The organism is Pedobacter sp. ASV1-7, from assembly GCF_040203335.1.
GTDB lineage: Bacteria > Bacteroidota > Bacteroidia > Sphingobacteriales > Sphingobacteriaceae > Pedobacter.
Genome location: NZ_JBEHBV010000004.1, coordinates 235,806 through 251,961, shown reverse-complemented (window position 1 = coordinate 251,961; position 16,156 = coordinate 235,806). Strand labels below are relative to the sequence as shown.

The 16,156-nt window shown below is 36.5% G+C and carries 16 protein-coding genes; 6 read left to right on the top strand and 10 right to left on the bottom strand.

Annotated features, from left to right (window positions below; all coding sequences use genetic code 11):
- Nucleotides 1-257: 257 nt before the first annotated feature.
- From ABDJ41_RS11415 to ABDJ41_RS11385, 7 genes are all read right to left on the bottom strand, one after another.
- Nucleotides 258-1,967 (bottom strand): sodium:solute symporter family protein, encoded by a 1,710-nt coding sequence (locus tag ABDJ41_RS11415; protein ID WP_349786378.1) that lies wholly within the window; start codon nt 1,965-1,967, stop codon nt 258-260.
- Between the two features lie 164 nt (nt 1,968-2,131).
- A complete protein-coding gene (locus ABDJ41_RS11410) occupies nt 2,132-4,570 on the bottom strand; it encodes a PIG-L family deacetylase (RefSeq protein ID WP_349786135.1) in 2,439 nt (812 codons plus the stop codon).
- A 125-nt stretch (nt 4,571-4,695) separates the two neighbouring features.
- Nucleotides 4,696-5,298 (bottom strand): hypothetical protein, encoded by a 603-nt coding sequence (locus ABDJ41_RS11405; protein WP_349786134.1) that lies wholly within the window; start codon nt 5,296-5,298, stop codon nt 4,696-4,698.
- A gap of 39 nt (nt 5,299-5,337) precedes the next feature.
- Complete coding sequence (locus tag ABDJ41_RS11400; RefSeq protein WP_349786133.1) at nt 5,338-5,769, bottom strand: DoxX family protein; 432 nt, start codon at nt 5,767-5,769, stop codon at nt 5,338-5,340.
- Nucleotides 5,770-5,841: 72 nt separating this feature from the next.
- A complete protein-coding gene (locus tag ABDJ41_RS11395; RefSeq protein WP_349786132.1) occupies nt 5,842-6,444 on the bottom strand; it encodes a TetR/AcrR family transcriptional regulator in 603 nt (200 codons plus the stop codon).
- Nucleotides 6,445-6,568: 124 nt separating this feature from the next.
- Entirely contained in the window at nt 6,569-7,174 is a 606-nt protein-coding gene (locus ABDJ41_RS11390; RefSeq protein ID WP_349786131.1) for an alpha-ketoglutarate-dependent dioxygenase AlkB family protein, read from the bottom strand.
- 14 nt (nt 7,175-7,188) lie between these two features.
- The gene (locus ABDJ41_RS11385; RefSeq protein WP_349786130.1) at nt 7,189-8,049 is read right to left on the bottom strand and encodes a sigma-70 family RNA polymerase sigma factor; all 861 of its coding nucleotides are present in this window, start codon (nt 8,047-8,049) and stop codon (nt 7,189-7,191) included.
- Nucleotides 8,050-8,229: 180 nt separating this feature from the next.
- Between ABDJ41_RS11385 and ABDJ41_RS11380 the strand changes: the two genes are divergently transcribed.
- Nucleotides 8,230-8,697, top strand: a complete 468-nt coding sequence (locus ABDJ41_RS11380) for an Lrp/AsnC family transcriptional regulator (RefSeq protein WP_349786129.1) — start codon at nt 8,230-8,232, stop codon at nt 8,695-8,697.
- A 13-nt stretch (nt 8,698-8,710) separates the two neighbouring features.
- Here the strand turns inward: ABDJ41_RS11380 and ABDJ41_RS11375 are convergent, their stop codons facing one another.
- On the bottom strand, nt 8,711-8,956 hold the full coding sequence (locus ABDJ41_RS11375; RefSeq protein ID WP_349786128.1) for a hypothetical protein: 246 nt from the start codon (nt 8,954-8,956) through the stop codon (nt 8,711-8,713).
- 124 nt (nt 8,957-9,080) lie between these two features.
- On the opposite strand from ABDJ41_RS11375, the gene ABDJ41_RS11370 reads away from it, so the two are divergent.
- Both ABDJ41_RS11370 and ABDJ41_RS11365 read left to right on the top strand, forming a co-directional pair.
- Nucleotides 9,081-9,647 carry a hypothetical protein gene (locus ABDJ41_RS11370; RefSeq protein WP_349786127.1) on the top strand — a complete coding sequence of 189 codons (567 nt, stop codon included), beginning with the start codon at nt 9,081-9,083 and terminating at the stop codon, nt 9,645-9,647.
- On the top strand, nt 9,647-11,224 hold the full coding sequence (locus ABDJ41_RS11365) for a flotillin family protein (RefSeq protein WP_349786126.1): 1,578 nt from the start codon (nt 9,647-9,649) through the stop codon (nt 11,222-11,224). Before ABDJ41_RS11370 ends, ABDJ41_RS11365 begins: the two co-directional genes overlap by 1 nt.
- Before the next feature lie 162 nt (nt 11,225-11,386).
- Here ABDJ41_RS11365 and ABDJ41_RS11360 read toward each other — a convergent pair whose 3' ends face one another.
- Both ABDJ41_RS11360 and ABDJ41_RS11355 read right to left on the bottom strand, forming a co-directional pair.
- Nucleotides 11,387-12,922: a glycoside hydrolase family 10-like protein gene (locus ABDJ41_RS11360; protein ID WP_349786125.1), complete on the bottom strand. Its 1,536-nt coding sequence runs from the start codon at nt 12,920-12,922 to the stop codon at nt 11,387-11,389.
- Between the two features lie 99 nt (nt 12,923-13,021).
- Nucleotides 13,022-13,468 carry a KTSC domain-containing protein gene (locus ABDJ41_RS11355; RefSeq protein ID WP_349786124.1) on the bottom strand — a complete coding sequence of 149 codons (447 nt, stop codon included), beginning with the start codon at nt 13,466-13,468 and terminating at the stop codon, nt 13,022-13,024.
- A gap of 147 nt (nt 13,469-13,615) precedes the next feature.
- On the opposite strand from ABDJ41_RS11355, the gene ABDJ41_RS11350 reads away from it, so the two are divergent.
- The 3 genes from ABDJ41_RS11350 to ABDJ41_RS11340 all read left to right on the top strand — a co-directional run bounded on the left by ABDJ41_RS11350 (nt 13,616) and on the right by ABDJ41_RS11340 (nt 16,149).
- The gene (locus ABDJ41_RS11350; protein WP_349786123.1) at nt 13,616-13,951 is read left to right on the top strand and encodes a hypothetical protein; all 336 of its coding nucleotides are present in this window, start codon (nt 13,616-13,618) and stop codon (nt 13,949-13,951) included.
- A gap of 153 nt (nt 13,952-14,104) precedes the next feature.
- Nucleotides 14,105-14,785, top strand: a complete 681-nt coding sequence (locus ABDJ41_RS11345; RefSeq protein ID WP_349786121.1) for a response regulator transcription factor — start codon at nt 14,105-14,107, stop codon at nt 14,783-14,785.
- A gap of 5 nt (nt 14,786-14,790) precedes the next feature.
- Nucleotides 14,791-16,149, top strand: coding sequence for a HAMP domain-containing sensor histidine kinase (locus tag ABDJ41_RS11340; RefSeq protein WP_349786120.1), 1,359 nt, complete (start codon nt 14,791-14,793; stop codon nt 16,147-16,149).
- Nucleotides 16,150-16,156 lie beyond the last annotated feature (7 nt).

Sequence of the window (16,156 nt, the reverse complement as noted above, 5' to 3'; positions counted from 1 at the left end):
GGGCTACATCATTTTTATAATGGATGCAGCCCCTTTTTTATGTCCTCCAATCAGACTTCTATTTTAACTAAGAATTAGCTATTTATATTCAAGGAGATAACAAGGTATTAATTATATCATAGATACTGTTTACATACTGTTATCACCCTGTTTGCACCCTGTTTAGACCCTGTTTATATATAACGTAAAACAAAGATTCAGCGAACTTATTTTGAACGATAATTTAAGAGGATAAAGATTAAATTTCCAGGTTTAATTCAATTAACAGATACAGTCTTTGGCTTTCCTGTATTAATGATCCGCTGAATGATCAAAGATATAATCACAACAAGTAAACAACCAATTACGTTAAGCCATAAATAGGCTACTACATCTGCACGTCCCAGGATCACAATAATAACTTCAGTAAACAGCGCAGCAATAAACACGGCCCTTCCATTTACCCTTTTTACATAAAATGCGACAAGGAAGACCCCGAGTATGGTACCATAAATATAAGACCCCAATATATTTACAGCCTCAAGGAGATTACCAATTTTACTTGCATATAGTGCCATTACTATACACACTACTCCCCAAAATACTGTCGCCAGCCTTGATGCCTGCAGGTATTCATGATCAGAAGCATCCTTTTTAATCAATCTCTTATAAATATCAATAACAGTTGTCGAGGCCAATGAATTTAAAGCACTCGCAGTAGAGCCCATAGAAGCAAGGAAGATAATCGCAATTAATAACCCTATTAATCCTTTTGGCAAATACTCCGTTACAAAACTCAGGAAAATGTAGTTGTTGTCTTTAATATTTGCATGCTCATCATTTTTTAACATTAAATCTGTCACCTCTTTTCTGATGGACTTTTCTTTTTCATCAGCAAGCTGTAAAGCTGTTCTTTGCTGATCAATCAATGCTTTATCATCAGCATTAAGCGCATCATTCATCTTATTAACTTCAACCTGTTTTTCTTCAAATACACGGTTATAATCAACTTTAATTCGATCCAATTCTGGCGCATACTTACTATTTTCCAGTTTATTTAACTCGAAACTATTGAAAAAAACAGGCGGCCGATTGTATTGATAAAATGCAAATACAAGTACACCAATTAATAGAATCAGGAATTGCATAGGTATTTTTACCAAGCCATTCATCAATAATCCTAATCGGCTCTGACTAACAGATGCTCCTGACAAATATCGTCCTACCTGGCTTTGATCCGTTCCAAAATAAGAAAGTTGTAAAAAGAAACCTCCTATTAACCCTGTCCACACTGTATATTGATTATTCAGATCAAGTTTAAAATCAATAGCATTTGTCCTACCCATTTTTCCTGCTATACTAATAGCTCTGCCAAAACCAATATCCCCTGGAAGCAGGTGTACCACCATAATTCCAGCGGCAAACAAACCGCAAAATATAATGCTCATTTGCAACATCTGAGTATAAGAAACAGCCTTAGTACCTCCGTAAACCGTATAAAAAATCACTAAACTACCAATAAACAACGTAGTATAAGTAGTATTAATATTTAATATAGTAGATAAAATTATGGAGGGAGCATAAATCGTAATTCCAGTAGAAAGTCCTCTTTGAATTAAAAATAGAAATGCTGTTAAGGCTCTTGTTTTTAAATCAAACCTTTGCTCAAGATATTCATAAGCAGTATAAACTTTTAAGCGATGAAATATGGGCACAAAAGTGATACAAAGGACAATCATAGCCAAAGGCAGTCCTAAATAAAACTGCACAAAACTCATTCCCGAAGAATAAGCCAGACCAGGAGCAGATAAAAAAGTTATTGCACTTGCTTGTGTAGCCATTACCGATAGACATACATGATACCATGGTAAAGACTGATTACCCAGCAAATACCCCTGAATATTCTGGGCTCCTCGACTTTTATATACTCCGTAAACAACAATTACAACGAGTGTAATGATTAATACTGACCAATCTATAACACTCATGAGAAATACACTGTAAATACGTAAAAAATTATAATCAACAATATCAACCAACCAATCAGCAAGCGATAAAACTGTTTCCAAGTCTTAACAAAAGGAGGCAGATCCTGTTCCTTTTCATCTATTGGTTCATTTTCTATCATATCCTTTGCAACAGTTATGTTTAATTACTTTTTAATAGATAACAAGTTTACGAACAATCGGTAGGCTCCGGGCACACCTGCAGGTAGCTGTCTGAAAAAAGAAATACCTGTATAAACAAATCTACCTTTGCCATAGTTCGCAACGATTAATGAACCTGTTTTAGCAGTTTCATCAGTATCATTCATGCTCAGAATCGAAGTATATTTTTGATCAGCATCTGTAACAAAATAAAGTCCACGTTCTTGAATCCAACCTTCAAAATCCTTATCAGTAATCTTATTAGGATAATTTAAAATATCATTTTGAGGAGCTAACATACGTACCTTAGCATCTTCTTCGGTAACTCTATCGCGCGACAAACGGAAAGGATAAGGACCTATATTGTTGATTTTTAGTGGATTGTTAACATTATACTGAATCAATAAGTTCCCACCATTTTCCACATACTTCATCAATTTAGGCTGCATACTCTTGATCTGATCATTTACATTATATAACCTGACCCCAGCAACAATCGCATCAAAACCAGAAAGATCTGAATTGATTACCTGGTCATTTGTCAGATTGATCACTTCGTAACCAATCTGCTTCAAAGATTCCGGCACTAAATCCCCTGCACCTGCAATATAACCAATTCGTTTTCCAGCAAATTTCAGATCTACTTTATCCAGTCTTGCTTCTGCGTATGGGAAAAGAGTTTGTACCGGAATATGTTCATAATTGATAACACGTAAGCCTTTATTATAGGTTTTGCCATCAACCGTCACATTCAGCAATAGATCGCCACCTGTAGTGTTTCCTGCAGGTGTAATGGTAAAAGTAACTGACTGCTCATCTCCTTTTTTGTTCAAAGTAAAATCAACTTTCTGCGGACTCACTTTCCATCCTGTTGGTAACTGAGGCACCAATATTCCTGAAGCCTGATTTTTAAACCCTTTTAATAATACTGTGATAATTTTTGGCTCATTACCATTAAATATAAAAGCCTTTTCTGAAAGAGTAGCCGTTACCGGAGGAGCAATCACCAATGGCTGATAAACTTCTCCACGCACCTGATCAGTGTACTTATACACCACGGCACGTTTCTTTTCAATTACCTCATCACCAATCTTTATTTTAAAAATTGCAGATAGTGCTGGTCCATTTTCAGGCATTCCAATCTTAGTAAGGGAGTCTACTACAAAATAACCCAGCGGATGTTTTTTCTCCAACCAGTAAGCTTGTGTGGTGCCTATATTAGTGGTAACAACATCTTTATCTTTGCTAACAAACACATTAGGCAATAAATCGAATTTTGTTGCTGTATTTTTTTCTTCCAAACTTATAGGCAATGGGAAATCAGAAGGCACTCTTGCAATACCTTGTACTTTTACACTTACAGGCTCTGCCAAAGCATAAGAAGCATTAGTAGCGGCACTCTCAAACCAAATTCCTGCACAAGCTAAAATCAGGTCATCCAGTAACTCATGCTTAAAAGCTTTTCCTTTTACCAGCTGTCTTAATTTTATAAGATCTTTAATAGATCTGGATGGATTGGCTGCATCATATTTTTTATTTATTTCTTCCAGCAATTGCTTTACAGCAGCATTATCTGGTATTCTGCTTAAGCTGAAATCGACACCATCAAAAATATCATTGTTTGCTTTTTCACCGGCTACAGGGGTAAAATATTCTATCGAAGTACCACGTTGTCTTGCTGCACCAAAACCCTGACTTCTGTGGTTAGACCTGCTTTCTGCAGCAATTTCACCATAACTTTTACCCAACAAAGGGTTGTATAAACCGACATCAATCTTCATCTGATCATCTGCCGTAGTATTGTTCCCCCCAAAGTTAAAAGTGTTCCAGACAATACGCTTAGCTTTCCAGGGTTTAACCAGGGTTAATTGTTCAGGAAACTGTTTAGGGTCGGCCGCAGCAACAAATGCTTCACGAGCAAGAATTGCGGAACCAGAATGATGACCATGTCCGGCACGTCCATCTTCCGGGAAACGGGTAATGATAACATCTGGCTGAAATTTACGAATCACCCATACTACATCGGAAAGGATCTTTGCCTTATCCCATATTTTGAAACTTTCTTGTGGATTTTTAGAGAAACCGAAATCATTAGCTCGAGTAAAAAACTGCTCTGCTCCATCCATACGACGTGCTGCCAGCAGTTCCTGAGTTCGGATTAATCCCAGCAGTTCTGCCTGTTCATTACCTATCAGATTCTGTCCGCCATCACCTCTGGTCAGAGATAAATATCCAGTTCTAACTTTTTTCTCTTTGGCCAGGTACCCCAATAAACGAGTATTCTCGTCATCGGGATGAGCAGCAATGTACAACACACTACCAGTAACGTTTAAGGCTTCAAGGCCTTGTTTAATCTCAGCAGCATTTAATTGCTGCATATTTTGTGCAGTTGCAAAAAAAGGAGTAACTGCAATAAAAAAGAGCGTGGATAAACGAAACTTCATATTCTGATTTTAAATGAGGTTGTCATAAAAACTAAAATACAGTCTTTAAGACAACCTCCGAAATTAATTAAAATCATTGAGATGAAGTTCAAAAGCGAATTAAACTCCGTAACAATCCTGCAAGATTAAAGCAATATTTTACTGCTTACTTCTTTATCTACAGTAATAAATCCCGGATATTTCACCAGGGTATTTCCTACTTTTATACTTGGTCTGATCTTAAGAGTCAGAATTCCTTTCTTTTCAGGGCCACCATTTTTCCCACCCTTCATAAATTCAGCAATCTCTCCCATCACTTTGCTGTTAGAAATAAATGGATAAACATTTATTTCCATATCAACAGGTACAGTAGTTGATTGTCCACCGGCAACATTTAAGGATTGGTTTACAAAACCAGTTGCCAGCTCTTGTCTGTTAATCAAAATTTTGTATTCAAATTCATTGATGGAAGCATCGTTGCCTGTAGGGTTTTTTACTTCCAGATTTAAACGGCCCCTTAATGGAACATCTTTTCTAAGCAGCCCCAAAGCCAAACTTGGCAAACTACCTAAATTGATATCACCCTTTTCAATCATCTTCTTAACATCTGCTCCACCTAAGGTAACCTGATCAGCAGATGCGATCCTATAAGTACATTTTTCAAGTGCTTTTATTTGTTGTGCTTGTTTATTAATACCACAACTTGATATTACGACAGCCGTAAGGCATAATAGCATTATTTTCTTCATAACAGCTATAACGGTATTTGATCTGAAATAATATCTTGATTATCGCTTACGGCTATATAAACTTTTACTGATCATTTGATCAATACTATATTTCCCTGGTCCTGATACAAACAAGAAAACATAGGCTAACAGGTAATGCAATCCCATTTCCTTTTTATCAAAGCCATCCGCTGCATGTACAATAAACACAGCTATCACCATTGTAATAATTAATGGTATTGTTGCTAATCTTGTTGCAAAGCCCAATAATAGGAAAATAGAACAAAAGAACTCAGCAAATACGGCTAAATATAATGATGTTGCTATACCCACTCCTATTGGATCACCAAATTGAATTTCTCCACCTGCTGTAAGCATTCCTAGTTTTTGATAACCATGAACCATCATAAAAGATGCAATACCTACACGTAAAATAAGTAACATAAAGTGGAGCGCTTCCTGATTCAGATTGGTGTTAAATAGTCTTTTCATAAATTGAAATTATTGTTTAATGTTAATGTGGATAATTGAATTGTTATTTGTTTATGATAATTAGCATTTTGATTATACGAGAAGCGATTTAATAAAACCGGATATTGCATCCTGTAAAATTCGACGGTCTTGCGCATCTGGATTCCCTTCAGTCCTGATCATCTGAATTGACACCAGTCCATGAAGAATAGATAAATAAGTATGATATTTAAGGAATACATCAGCATCCGGATCAGGGCTTGCTTTGATAGTTTCTTCTATAGTCGAAATCATTATTGTAGTCATTGTTTTCATTTCCACAATTTGATTTACTCTTTCACAGGCAGGAATTCCCAGACCAAACATTAACTGATAATATTCTTTATGCTCAAAAGCAAAATCCCAGTAAGCATAAGCTATGACTTCCAGCTGTTTTGCAGGCTTATCATGTAGTACCTTAACTTCATTCATTGCATCAGCTAACTTCTGAAAGCCCTCTTTGGTAAATTCAAGCAATATAGCTTCCTTGTTTTCAAAATGGTTATAAATAACAGGGATACTATATTCTATGGCATCTGCTATTTTTCGGATAGATAATGACTGCCAGCCTTCAGTTAATACCTGATGCCATGCAGCCTCCAGTATACTTGCTCTAAACTCCTCCTTTTGTCTTATTTTACGTTCTGCAATTCCCATATGCTATATATTTTAGTTAACAGTGTTAACAAAAGTAATGGTTAGAATTGTTTTACAAAACAATTTTCTGTTTTCTGACATAATTACCATAAAATTATTTGCAGAAGGCAAGAGATTATCAAACCTATTTATGTATGAAACGAAAGGTTAGATTAATACGTGAACCAGTCGGAATGATTGTTTTAGGTAATCTTTGCTCCCATAAATGCTGTGTTTCAGCCTTCATAATTAATAAACTACCATGAGTAAGTTCAACAGAAATAATAGGAATTTTATCTATGAAATTTCTAAACTGAAATATTCTGGGAGCTCCAAAACTTACTGACGCAATGAAAGGGTATTTCCCCAATTTCTTTTTATTGTCGCGGTGCCAGCCAAGGTTGTCTGCCTCTGACCTGTAATGACTAAGCGTACAACTGTTAAATTCCACATCAAATTTACCTTCAATATATTCTTTGATTGTTTGTAATTCAGGAATCCAGGGCTGTGCATTCATTATAATTCCACTATGATTATAGCTAATCCCTTCATCACCATAAAAAGCAGAATATCTTGGTAATAAAGTGGTTTTTCCGAATAACTGTACTTTTTCCTGTTTCCAGTCTGCAGCCTTTATAATAAGATTGAAATACCTGTCACTTTCCTCTTCATTAAAGAAGTCAGGATAGAAAAAAGCTTCTCCCGGGATTGGTAACAAGTTTAAATGATCCAGGTACAGCGATTTATCCATGATATGTAAATATACTAGATATATTCCATCATATATGATTTTGGTTTTTCTGCGCGAAGTGTTTTTAAAGCTTTATCCTTAATTTGTCGTACACGTTCCTTACCTAAGTTCATTTTATAACCAATCTCATCGAGTCCGATTGCAGTATTTCCACCTAAGCCATAAAACATAAAAAGAATTTCTTTTTCCCTCTGGGGCAGTCTTTTCATTAATCTTTTAATATCAATTAAAATAGAGTCTTCCAGAACTAATGAATCTGTCTTTTCTATATTTTCATCTTCAATAGTATCAGCAAGTGTAAAACCTGACTCTTCCCCAATTACTGTATCTAATGAAGTTGTCATTGGAGCATGAAAAAGATAATCCGAAACCTTTTCTTCTGGCATTTCAATAAATTCGCAGACTTCCTCAAAACTTGGCTGTCTTTCTAAACGTTGCTCCAGATCTCCCATTGCTTTATTTATCTTAATTATTCCACCAATTTGATTTGCAGGAAGCCTAACCATTCTTTTTTGTTCAGCGATAGCAATCATAATACTCTGACGTATCCACCATACGGCAAAAGAGATAAACTTAAATCCTTTGGTTTCGTCAAAACGTTGTGCAGCTTTTATTAAACCGATATTACCTTCAGCAATCAGGTCAGAAAGGCGAATACCCTGATTTTGATACTTTTTAGCTACCGACACTACGAAGCGTAGATTAGCTTTTACCAATCGGTCCAAGGCCATTTGATCCCCCTTTTTGATCTTTCGAGCCAATGTGATCTCATCCTCCACACTCAGCAGGTCAATTCTCGAAATATCATACAAGTATTTTTCTATTGAGTCCGAATCACGGTTTGTAATGGACTGCTCAATCTTTAATTGTCTCATCGTGGACAAGGTCAGGAGATTTGAACTTTAGATCAATGGATACAATTTATTTCCGATTATTTTACGGAAAAATCTGAAAAAACTTTCAACTTTTACGGTTTTAAAACTCTATCTGCCATTTTTTTTTATTAAATTCGAAATTTCAGTGTAATAGGTACACTTTCTACTAATTTAGGGGTAATGAGTCATACAGATTTAGACAAAACAGACATCGGCATATTAAGACTATTGCAACAGGATGCATTGCTGAGCAATAAACAATTGGCCCTTGAACTAAACAAATCTACGGCAACCATCCACGAAAGAGTAAGAAGATTAAAATCAGAAGGTTACATAAAACGTTCTGTTGCTATTCTGGATGCAAAAAAAATTGGGAAAAGCCTCATTGCTTACTCACAGGTACAGTTAAAAGAACATACCGATAGTGCATTAAGTGGCTTTGAAAAAGAGGTTGTAAAATTCCCTGAAGTAATGGAATGCTATCACATGACTGGCGCGTTCGACTTTATCCTCAGGATTGTAATCTCTGATATGGATGCTTATCATCATTTTTTAAGAAGTAAACTCGCTCAACTAAGTAATATCGGCACTGTTCAAAGCTTTTTTGTCATGTCTGAAATAAAAACAGAATCGGCTTACCCGCTTTAATAACAAAATCAGATCAAGCTGATTTTATTCCTGTAATCTTATAAAGAGGAAAATCTAAGGGCTGCTCTTTACCTTTAATCAGTTTATACTCATAAAATCGATCCAGATACTTTTTAAACCTCTCTAAAGAAGGAATTGCAACACTATATTCTTCGTCATACTCTACAGTTTCTCCAACTTTAAGTGCCGGCTCAGGATCAGTCAACTTATGCATCTCTGTTAAGTCGTTTGGGTTTATGTTATGTCTTAAATCTTCCATAATACGTTTTTATCAAACCTACAATATTAAAAGGGTAACTAACCTATATATCGTATTACATTGCAAAATTAAATTCAATATCAATTATTAATTCCTTCTCGAAAAAAATGCTATTTTTACAGGTATGGATTACTTTAACACTCTCGAACCACTACTTCGGGCTTTTTGGTTTATTGCTCTTCCCGTAAGTCTGATCTTTGCTGTCCAGACAGTAATGACCTTTCTCGGGCTTGATAGTGCTGATGGTATAGATGCTGATTTTGATGGCAATCTTGACCATGCAGATGCCCCCTTTCAACTATTCTCTTTTAGGAACCTGATTAATTTTTTGTTAGGATTAAGCTGGACGGGTATTTCATTTTATCAACTCATTGGCAATAAGCCCTTACTCATCCTACTTTCAATTGCAGTAGGGATTGGATTTATTCTGTTATTTTTTGCGATCATCAAACAAATTCAAAAACTAGCGGAAGACAATACATTTAAAACTGAACATGCCTTAAACAAATCTGGCTCTGTTTACTTACGTATCCCTGGACAAAGAAGCGGTAGAGGAAAAGTTCAGGTCAGCGTAAAAGGTTCATTTAAAGAACTTGACGCCATAACAGATCAAGACACAATAGAAAGCGGAGCCAACATCCGTATTATTAAAATAGAAAACCAAAACCTAGTACTCGTAGAAAAAATTTAATGGAAAACCTTTTACAATCCCCTCTCACGATCATTCTTGTGGTCGTTATCGTTATTTTTGTGACTCTATCGGCTCTTATTTCCCGATATAAAAGATGTCCTTCAGATAAAATCCTTGTTATCTATGGTAAAACAGGTGGTACATCTGCAAAATGTGTACATGGTGGTGGTGCTTTTATCTGGCCTGTAATACAAGATTTCGCCTACCTTGATCTTAAACCTATATCTATTGAAGCCAATCTTGTAAATGCACTGAGTCGTCAAAACATTAGAGTTGATGTTCCTTGTCGATTTACTATCGCCATTTCAACAGAAAGCGACAGCATGAATAATGCTGCTGAGCGTCTATTAGGTTTAGCGGCTACAGATATTCAGGAATTAGCTAAAGACATCCTTTTTGGTCAGCTTCGTCTGGTTATTGCGACCATGACTATTGAGGAGATCAATTCAGACAGGGACAAATTTCTTGATAACATCTCTAAAAACGTAGATACGGAACTTAAAAAAATTGGTTTAAAACTAATCAACGTAAACGTAACAGATATTAAAGATGAATCTGGTTATATTGAGGCTTTAGGAAAAGAAGCAGCTGCAAAAGCGATCAATGAAGCTTTAATCAGCGTAGCAGAACAAACCAAGATTGGTGAAACGGGTAAAGCCATTGCCGACCGTGAAAAAGATGTACAGATTGCTGAAACTCAGCGTGAGCGCGATGTTAAAATTGCCATTACACAAAAAGACAGAGAAGTAAGTATTGCTTCTGCAGTTAAAGATGAGGCTATTGGTAAGGCTGAAGCAGAAAGAGATACGCGTATAAAAACCTCAGCTGCAAATGCATTCGCAGTTCAGGGAGAGAACGAAGCAAAGATAAACATTGCCAACTCTGATGCTTTACGTCGTGAAAAAGAAGCGGAATCATTGAAAATTGCTGTTTCGGCTGAAAAAGTTCAACAGGCGCAAGCTTTAGAAGCATCTTATCTTGCGGAGCAAAAAGCAGAGGCTGCCCGTTCTGAACGCGAAAGAGCAACTCAAATTGCAAACATTGTAATTCCTGCAGAAATTGCGAAACAAAGAGCCATCATCCAGGCACAGGCGGATGCAGAAACCATAAGAGAAAATGCAAAAGGTGAAGCTGATGCTATCTTCGCTAAAATGGAAGCTGAAGCAAAGGGTTTATTTGAAATCCTTACTAAACAAGCCGAAGGTTATAGAGAGGTTGTTGCCGCAGCAGGTGGAGATCCAACTAAAGCATTCCAATTACTATTAATTGAAAAATTACCTGAATTGGTAAAAACACAGGTAGAAGCTGTTAAAAACATAAAAATCGATAAGATTACTGTCTGGGACTCAGGAAACGGAAATAATGAGAACGGTAATTCTTCAACTGCCAATTTCGTTTCTGGTATGATGAAAACCGTCCCACCATTAAACGACCTGTTTAATATGGCCGGACTAAATCTTCCAACATATTTAAAAGGTGCTGATGAAGATTCCGGGAACATCAGCAATATCAACTCAGGTAAAACAAACTCAAGTAATACAGGCAGCAGTACTACTAAAGACCTCTCTGTTGATTAAGCAAGCTTAGCAAAGTATAATTAGCTACAAAATAAATTATCAAAGTAGCAATCAAGATAAAGGGGTTGAACCAATGGTTCAACCCCTTTATCTTTTATCATAAAAATTACCTTCTCTGAAAGGACATAGGAACTTTGCCTTTTTCAGGCAAAGATTCCAGTCCTAGAGGAGAATGGTTATTTTTACACTTTCATTGCCAGAACGATCAACTGCAGTAACAGCGACTTTATTCAGTTTAGCATTCCCTTCCAATGCCGCCTTAACCAGAAAACGATCATTACGATTCAAAATAACCGAAGTCCAGGTGTCACCATATTGATAATAAACAATCCATCTGAACACATCTTTAGTATCTGTATGATTCCAGGTAATCTTCCATTGTCCCTGTGTTAACTCTGTTTTAACTGCAGGTGCAGCCGGAGCTTTATCATCCAACCAGGAAGAAGAAGGAACCAGTGCTTGTTTTTTGTAAGGTCCATCTGCAATACCTTTAATTAATTTTTCATGCTTCGTCAAACCTCCAATACTCCAATGTGCCGCTCCAGGACTATTGGGTAGCATTCCACGTGTTATCATGATTTGATTTACAATTTCATCGACATTCTTTTCATCCCCACCAAGTGCCACATTCATACCGGGCCATAAGTGTCTGTTCATCGTATTCTCTCCAGCCCACCACCCCAGCAATACCGGAAAACTTTGGGCAGAATTATTTACAGTCCAATATAATTGAGGCATAAAGTAATCAATCCAACCCTTATTCAGCCAGAGTTTTGCATCAGCATATAACTTATTGTACTGATCAAAGCCTTTGATTGATGCTGGGTAACCTGGTTTCCATATTCCAAATGGACTAAGTCCGAATTTCACATATTTTTTCTCAGCTTTGATTTCTTTATAGACTCTTTCTATAAATTGATTTACACCTTGTCTACGCCAGTCACCACGACTTAACTTTCCCCCTACCTTCAGATAAGCATTCCAACTAATACTATCTGGAAAATCTGCTCCGCCATTATATGATTCATAGGGATAGAAATAATCATCAAAATGTACACCATCAATATCATAACGTTTAACAATATCCTTTATCACTCCTGAAACATGATCCTGAGTACCTTTATTTGATGGATCCATCCAATACTGACCATCTTTAAGTTTTACAACAAGGTCTGGTCTTTTTTTAACGATAGATTGATCACTGATTACCTTTCCAGTCGTATGATGAGCTCGATAAGGATTAAGCCACACATGGAGCTCCAGTCCGCGGTCATGAGCAGCTTCAATCCAAAACTGTAGTGGATCATAATATGGATTCGGGGCCTGCCCCTGCTTTCCTGTCAAGAAAACTGACCAGGGCTCAAGACTACTGTTATAAAAAGCATCAGCCTGGGGTCTTACCTGGAATATTACCGCATTAAAATTATTTTTCTTTAAAAAATCCAGTAAAACAATAGCTTCCTTTTGTTGATCTGCAGTACTTAATCCCGATTTTGATGGCCAATTGATATTAGCTACCGAGGCTACCCAAGCGGCACGAAATTCTCTATTTATTTCTGGAGGAGGATTCCCAACGTTCTTAACATCAGATACAGTATTTACAGCTTTCTTACTGGATCCACAAGAATATAACAAAAAAAGGCTGCAGCAAGATAATGCCAGCAACCCTTTTTTAAGATTTTTAAATGATATTTTCAATGGTTTGTAGCTTTAATTTATGATGTAACTGTTTGTTATTACATAAATTTACAAACTTTATTCACCTTTAAGCACTGGTATGTGTTTTTTTACAATAGCTTAAGCCGTTTGTAATTTTGCGATGTTTCTATAAGGAAATTCACCAAAAATGTGACGACGTGCAAATCTACCAGGAGAATCAGCGTTAACCAATTTCACATAAACTGCCTTTGGTACGCCAAAATATTCATAAGCACTACCATCCAAGAACTGTACAGTAAGTACCAATCCAGCCCAGTTGTAATCAGCGATCCCACAATTAGTCGTAGTCTGTGTGTATTCATCGATAGAAAGAGCCAGTGTTTCAGGTGCTATACTTACCAGGAAATGGTAAGCTTCGATAATCTCTTTACTTTTAATTTCGGCTTCTAATTTAGCCTCTTCGCTGTCCTGAAACTTATCCGGGTGCCAGTCTTTCATTAAATTCCTGTAAATGGATTTCAATTCTTTCAATTCGGCATCCTTTTGTACACCCAATAGTTTTCTGTAATCAGTGATCTTCTTCATAAAATTTGCGCGAAGGTAAGGAGATTACTTCGCAATTGCATTAATTTTCAATTATTTATATCAAAATAGCTTCTTCATGTTTTCTTCATCCTAATGTTTCAACTTTACATTAGTAATTAACGAATAGCATTAAAAAAACAGAACATCATGAAAAAGTTATTAGGATTAATCGCAATTATGGCATTAGGATTTACAACAGCTTTTGCTCAAACACCTGCTGCTGTGAAAAATGCACAAACAAAAGCAGTTGCTAAAAAAGAAGTAAAAAAAGTTACTGTTCCAGCAAAAAAAGAGGCCAAAGCGACTACTGCAACAATGGCTTCTACTAAAGTCAAATCTGCTACTTTGAAAAAAGACGGTACACCTGACATGCGTTTAAAAGAAAATAAAACAAAAGCTGTAGTTAAAACAACAGCTCATGTTAAAAAAGACGGCACTCCGGATATGCGCTATAAAGCAAATAAAACAAGCAAAAAAGGTTAACTGTTAGTACTTCAAACAAAAAAGTGCTGTCCATAGGGCAGCACTTTTTGTTTGAAGTAGTTTGTAACTTTTTCAGGCAATTACTATAGCAACTAAAGTAAAAGAACTTGCAATTCCTGCTCTTAAGTTAAAATCCTTTTATATTTTGCGAACATGTTTAAAATTGGATTAGCTGAAGACGACCAAAAAATAGCGGCACTTATAAAAACCGGCCTGGAAGAATATGGTTATGAAATAACCAGCATTCCAGATGGACAACAAGCATTGGAAATTTTCAATGCGAACCATTTTGACCTGGTCATTCTGGACATCATGATGCCAGGACTTAATGGCATAGCGGTCTGCCGCCAACTAAGAACAGCAAACAAGTCAATCTCCATTCTTATGCTAAGTGCTTTAGGAGCTATTGACGATAAGGTAACCGGACTCAACTCTGGTGCCGATGATTACCTGGTAAAACCTTTCCATTTTAAAGAATTATTGGCAAGGATTGAAGCATTATTAAGAAGGCATCAGCCTCTGGCGACCAAAATAGATGAACAGATACTTAGCTATGATGATATTACTTTAAACATCTATAGCAAAGAAGTACAACGTGCAGGTACCCCCATTACACTTACTGCCAAAGAGTTTACTTTGTTAGAACTATTTTTACGTAACCCTAACCGACTGCTATCCAGACAATATATTGCTGAAAACGCATGGGACATTAATTTTGACACTGGCACCAATGTAATCGATGTTTACATCAACTTTCTACGCAATAAAATTGAAAAAGGCTTTGATAAAAAGCTTATCCATACTAAAATAAACATGGGCTACATCCTTAAATAACAGGTATGAAAATAAAAGACAGACTAGCATTATACTTCACTTTAAGCACCACCTTAATTATGCTGGTTATATTGTCTGCTATTTATTTCACCTTTCTTAAATTCATGGAGGCAGACTTCTTTGCAAGACTTACAGATCGCACCATGGTTACAGCAAAGTTATATCTGGAGGCTGATGAAATCTCCTCAGATTCACTAAATAAGATCAGGAGCTTATACCTTGAAAAGCTCAACAGTGAAGTAATCAGGATTTACGACTCCAAAAATAGTGCTGCATTTATTGGTGATGACCAGCAATACTGGAGCAACAGCACCATTAATAAAGTACGAAATGCAAAAAAACTAAGGTTCAAGGACGGAGAAAGACAAGTCGTAGGGATCTATTATAAAGACAACCAGGGAGATTTCGTAATCATAGCCTCGGCCGTTGACCAGAGCACGCACTACCGACTGGATAAATTACGTAAAATCATGCTGGCTACTTTCGTAATCGTTTTTATAGGCCTGCTCTTGTCTGGGCGTTGGATTGCAAAAACAATACTAAACCCTCTAAATCTCTTTATCAAAGAAGTTAAACAGATCAAATCCAGCAACCTGCACTTTAGAGTACAAGAGGGAAAGAACAAAGATGAGATCAACTTGCTTGCGCAAAATTTCAACAACCTGATGGAACACCTGGAACAAGCTTTTGCATTACAAAGAACCTTTGTGGCCAATGCATCTCATGAATTGAGAACACCAATAACCAGAATGACAATTGCTGCTGAGCTTGCCCTCTCCCAGGAAAGGGAAAAACAAGATTATAAACAAGCATTAAACTCCGTTCTGGAAGATGCCGAAAAAATGGAAAGTATCATTACCGGATTAGTCAATCTTGCACAAGCAGATCTCGAATTTGCCAGTTCTCAACTTAATCCTGTTCGGATAGATGAATTGTTATGGACATTGCAAAAAGACTGGAAAGAGAAAGAATCTCTTGAACTCATCATCACCATGAATAATTTACCGATGGATGAAGCTGAGCTTATTATTCAGGCAAATCCAACGCTTTTACATATTGCATTCAATAATATCATCTCTAATGCATTTAAGTTTTCTGATAATCACTCAGTACAATGCTCACTAAATATCAAACAAACAGAGATTTGTATTTCTATAGTGGATCAGGGGACAGGAATACCTGAGACAGCAATAAAGGAAATATTTAAACCCTTTTATAGCGCTGCTTCTGAAAGCAGGCACAGAGGTAATGGAATGGGGCTCTATATGGCACACAAAATCATTACACTTTACAAAGGAAGCATTACTATCCATTCAAAAAAAGGTCATGGCAGTACCATAACTGTCACTTTTCCAAAATTTTAATCCCATT

Bases quoted from the DNA above. Each gene is read 5' to 3' on its own strand.
- ABDJ41_RS11415 (WP_349786378.1), bottom strand. From the start codon at position 1,967: ATGAGTGTTATAGATTGGTCAGTATTAATCATTACACTCGTTGTAATT.
- ABDJ41_RS11410 (WP_349786135.1), bottom strand. From the start codon at position 4,570: ATGAAGTTTCGTTTATCCACGCTCTTTTTTATTGCAGTTACTCCTTTT.
- ABDJ41_RS11405 (WP_349786134.1), bottom strand. From the start codon at position 5,298: ATGAAGAAAATAATGCTATTATGCCTTACGGCTGTCGTAATATCAAGT.
- ABDJ41_RS11400 (WP_349786133.1), bottom strand. From the start codon at position 5,769: ATGAAAAGACTATTTAACACCAATCTGAATCAGGAAGCGCTCCACTTT.
- ABDJ41_RS11395 (WP_349786132.1), bottom strand. From the start codon at position 6,444: ATGGGAATTGCAGAACGTAAAATAAGACAAAAGGAGGAGTTTAGAGCA.
- ABDJ41_RS11390 (WP_349786131.1), bottom strand. From the start codon at position 7,174: ATGGATAAATCGCTGTACCTGGATCATTTAAACTTGTTACCAATCCCG.
- ABDJ41_RS11385 (WP_349786130.1), bottom strand. From the start codon at position 8,049: ATGAGACAATTAAAGATTGAGCAGTCCATTACAAACCGTGATTCGGAC.
- ABDJ41_RS11380 (WP_349786129.1), top strand. From the start codon at position 8,230: ATGAGTCATACAGATTTAGACAAAACAGACATCGGCATATTAAGACTA.
- ABDJ41_RS11375 (WP_349786128.1), bottom strand. From the start codon at position 8,956: ATGGAAGATTTAAGACATAACATAAACCCAAACGACTTAACAGAGATG.
- ABDJ41_RS11370 (WP_349786127.1), top strand. From the start codon at position 9,081: ATGGATTACTTTAACACTCTCGAACCACTACTTCGGGCTTTTTGGTTT.
- ABDJ41_RS11365 (WP_349786126.1), top strand. From the start codon at position 9,647: ATGGAAAACCTTTTACAATCCCCTCTCACGATCATTCTTGTGGTCGTT.
- ABDJ41_RS11355 (WP_349786124.1), bottom strand. From the start codon at position 13,468: ATGAAGAAGATCACTGATTACAGAAAACTATTGGGTGTACAAAAGGAT.
- ABDJ41_RS11350 (WP_349786123.1), top strand. From the start codon at position 13,616: ATGAAAAAGTTATTAGGATTAATCGCAATTATGGCATTAGGATTTACA.
- ABDJ41_RS11345 (WP_349786121.1), top strand. From the start codon at position 14,105: ATGTTTAAAATTGGATTAGCTGAAGACGACCAAAAAATAGCGGCACTT.
- ABDJ41_RS11340 (WP_349786120.1), top strand. From the start codon at position 14,791: ATGAAAATAAAAGACAGACTAGCATTATACTTCACTTTAAGCACCACC.